This window comes from Streptomyces sp. PR69 (assembly GCF_026420845.1).
In the GTDB taxonomy this organism is placed as follows: Bacteria; Actinomycetota; Actinomycetes; order Streptomycetales; family Streptomycetaceae; genus Streptomyces.
In genome coordinates, this window is record NZ_JAOWCB010000070.1 from 1 (window position 1) to 4,024 (window position 4,024).

The 4,024-nt window shown below is 57.5% G+C and carries 2 rRNA genes; both read right to left on the reverse strand.

Going from position 1 to position 4,024, the window contains the following annotated elements:
• Nucleotides 1-48: 48 nt before the first annotated feature.
• Nucleotides 49-3,175, reverse strand: a 23S ribosomal RNA gene (locus OF819_RS28880).
• Between the two features lie 319 nt (nucleotides 3,176-3,494).
• Nucleotides 3,495-4,024 (reverse strand): 16S ribosomal RNA (locus OF819_RS28885); the annotation flags it as partial.

Genomic DNA, 4,024 nt, shown 5'->3' on the forward strand with positions numbered 1-4,024 from the left:
ATGGGCATGGTTGTGGTTTCAGAACCAACACAGTGAACGCGAGCAACTGAGGACAAGCCCTCGGCCTATTAGTACCGGTCAACTCCACACCTCACAGTGCTTCCATATCCGGCCTATCAACCCAGTCGTCTACTGGGAGCCTTACCCCATCAAGTGGGTGGGAGTCCTCATCTCGAAGCAGGCTTCCCGCTTAGATGCTTTCAGCGGTTATCCCTCCCGAACGTAGCCAACCAGCCATGCCCTTGGCAGAACAACTGGCACACCAGAGGTTCGTCCGTCCCGGTCCTCTCGTACTAGGGACAGCCCTTCTCAAGACTCCTACGCGCACAGCGGATAGGGACCGAACTGTCTCACGACGTTCTAAACCCAGCTCGCGTACCGCTTTAATGGGCGAACAGCCCAACCCTTGGGACCGACTCCAGCCCCAGGATGCGACGAGCCGACATCGAGGTGCCAAACCATCCCGTCGATATGGACTCTTGGGGAAGATCAGCCTGTTATCCCCGGGGTACCTTTTATCCGTTGAGCGACGGCGCTTCCACAAGCCACCGCCGGATCACTAGTCCCGACTTTCGTCCCTGCTCGACCCGTCGGTCTCACAGTCAAGCTCCCTTGTGCACTTACACTCAACACCTGATTGCCAACCAGGCTGAGGGAACCTTTGGGCGCCTCCGTTACCCTTTAGGAGGCAACCGCCCCAGTTAAACTACCCATCAGACACTGTCCCTGATCCGGATCACGGACCCAGGTTAGACATCCAGCACGACCAGAGTGGTATTTCAACGACGACTCCACACACACTGGCGTGCATGCTTCACAGTCTCCCACCTATCCTACACAAGCCGAACCGAACACCAATATCAAACTGTAGTAAAGGTCCCGGGGTCTTTCCGTCCTGCTGCGCGAAACGAGCATCTTTACTCGTAGTGCAATTTCACCGGGCCTATGGTTGAGACAGCCGAGAAGTCGTTACGCCATTCGTGCAGGTCGGAACTTACCCGACAAGGAATTTCGCTACCTTAGGATGGTTATAGTTACCACCGCCGTTTACTGGCGCTTAAGTTCTCAGCTTCGCCCCGACGAATCAGAGCTAACCGGTCCCCTTAACGTTCCAGCACCGGGCAGGCGTCAGTCCGTATACATCGCCTTACGGCTTCGCACGGACCTGTGTTTTTAGTAAACAGTCGCTTCTCGCTGGTCTCTGCGGCCACCCCCAGCTCACACTGCAAAAGTGATCACCAGAAATGGCCCCCCTTCTCCCGAAGTTACGGGGGCATTTTGCCGAGTTCCTTAACCATAGTTCACCCGAACGCCTCGGTATTCTCTACCTGACCACCTGAGTCGGTTTAGGGTACGGGCCGCCATGAAACTCGCTAGAGGCTTTTCTCGACAGCATAGGATCATCCACTTCACCACAATCGGCTCGGCATCAGGTCTCACCCACAAGGCGTGCGGATTTACCTGCACACCGGGCTACACCCTTACCCCGGGACAACCACCGCCCGGGCTGGACTACCTTCCTGCGTCACCCCATCACTTACCTACTACAGAATCGGGTCAGCGGCTCCACCACTCCCCTCAACTCCGAAGAGATCAGGGCGGCTTCACGGCCTTAGCATCCTCTGATTCGATACTGGGCGTTTCAAAGCGGGTACCGGAATATCAACCGGTTGTCCATCGACTACGCCTGTCGGCCTCGCCTTAGGTCCCGACTTACCCTGGGCAGATCAGCTTGACCCAGGAACCCTTAGTCAATCGGCGCACACGTTTCCCACGTGTGTATCGCTACTCATGCCTGCATTCTCACTCGTGAACCATCCACCACTGCCTTACAGCGCGGCTTCACCCGGCACACGACGCTCCCCTACCCATCAGCACCCTCGTTAAAGGTATATATGCCAATGACACGACTTCGGCGGTACGCTTGAGCCCCGCTACATTGTCGGCGCGGAATCACTTGACCAGTGAGCTATTACGCACTCTTTCAAGGATGGCTGCTTCTAAGCCAACCTCCTGGTTGTCTCTGCGACTCCACATCCTTTCCCACTTAGCGTACGCTTAGGGGCCTTAGTCGATGCTCTGGGCTGTTTCCCTCTCGACCATGGAGCTTATCCCCCACAGTCTCACTGCCGCGCTCTCACTTACCGGCATTCGGAGTTTGGCTAAGGTCAGTAACCCGGCAGGGCCCATCGCCTATCCAGTGCTCTACCTCCGGCAAGAAACACACGACGCTGCACCTAAATGCATTTCGGGGAGAACCAGCTATCACGGAGTTTGATTGGCCTTTCACCCCTAACCACAGGTCATCCCCCAGGTTTTCAACCCTGGTGGGTTCGGCCCTCCACACGGTCTTACCCGCGCTTCAGCCTGCCCATGGCTAGATCACTCCGCTTCGGGTCTTGAGCGCGCTACTCAACCGCCCTATTCGGACTCGCTTTCGCTACGGCTTCCCCACACGGGTTAACCTCGCAACACACCGCAAACTCGCAGGCTCATTCTTCAAAAGGCACGCAGTCACGACACAAGAAGCCAAAGACTTCTCATGCGACGCTCCCACGGCTTGTAGGCACACGGTTTCAGGTACTATTTCACTCCGCTCCCGCGGTACTTTTCACCATTCCCTCACGGTACTATCCGCTATCGGTCACCAGGGAATATTTAGGCTTAGCGGGTGGTCCCGCCAGATTCACACGGGATTTCTCGGGCCCCGTGCTACTTGGGAAATGAACAAGCAAGCCGCTGATGTTTCAGCTACGGGGGTCTTACCCTCTACGCCGGGCCTTTCGCATGCCCTTCGCCTACATCAACGGTTTCTGACTCGCCCAACTGCCGGCAGACAGCTGAAGCCCACTCCCACAACCCCGCCTGCGCAACCCCTGCCGGGTATCACACACAAACGGTTTAGCCTCATCCAGTTTCGCTCGCCACTACTCCCGGAATCACGGTTGTTTTCTCTTCCTGAGGGTACTGAGATGTTTCACTTCCCCTCGTTCCCTCCACACTGCCTATGTGTTCAGCAGCGGGTGACAGCCCATGACGACTGCCGGGTTTCCCCATTCGGAAACCCCCGGATCAAAGCCTGGTTGACGACTCCCCGGGGACTATCGCGGCCTCCCACGTCCTTCATCGGTTCCTGGTGCCAAGGCATCCACCGTGCGCCCTTAAAAACTTGGCCACAGATGCTCGCGTCCACTGTGCAGTTCTCAAACAACAACCAGCCACCCGCCACCCCCAGACCAAACAGACCTGAAGTACACCGGGACCGGCAACCCGAAGGACGAGCTTTCAGCCCGTACCCTCAGACACCCAACAGCGTGCCCGGCCCGACCCGTCTGGCAGACCTCGCGTTCCACACCCCAAGGGGCAGTACTAGCAGTTCCGACCAAACCGACCGTGCCGAGTAGTCAACGTTCCACCCATGAGCAACCAGCATCAGACACTCGCTGATGTACTGGCCTCTGACCGGGACAAACCCGGCAAGAAGTGCTCCTTAGAAAGGAGGTGATCCAGCCGCACCTTCCGGTACGGCTACCTTGTTACGACTTCGTCCCAATCGCCAGTCCCACCTTCGACAGCTCCCTCCCACAAAGGGGTTGGGCCACCGGCTTCGGGTGTTACCGACTTTCGTGACGTGACGGGCGGTGTGTACAAGGCCCGGGAACGTATTCACCGCAGCAATGCTGATCTGCGATTACTAGCGACTCCGACTTCATGGGGTCGAGTTGCAGACCCCAATCCGAACTGAGACCGGCTTTTTGAGATTCGCTCCACCTCACGGCATCGCAGCTCATTGTACCGGCCATTGTAGCACGTGTGCAGCCCAAGACATAAGGGGCATGATGACTTGACGTCGTCCCCACCTTCCTCCGAGTTGACCCCGGCGGTCTCCCGTGAGTCCCCAACCCTCCGAAGAGGTTGCTGGCAACACGGGACAAGGGTTGCGCTCGTTGCGGGACTTAACCCAACATCTCACGACACGAGCTGACGACAGCCATGCACCACCTGTACACCGACCACAAGGGGG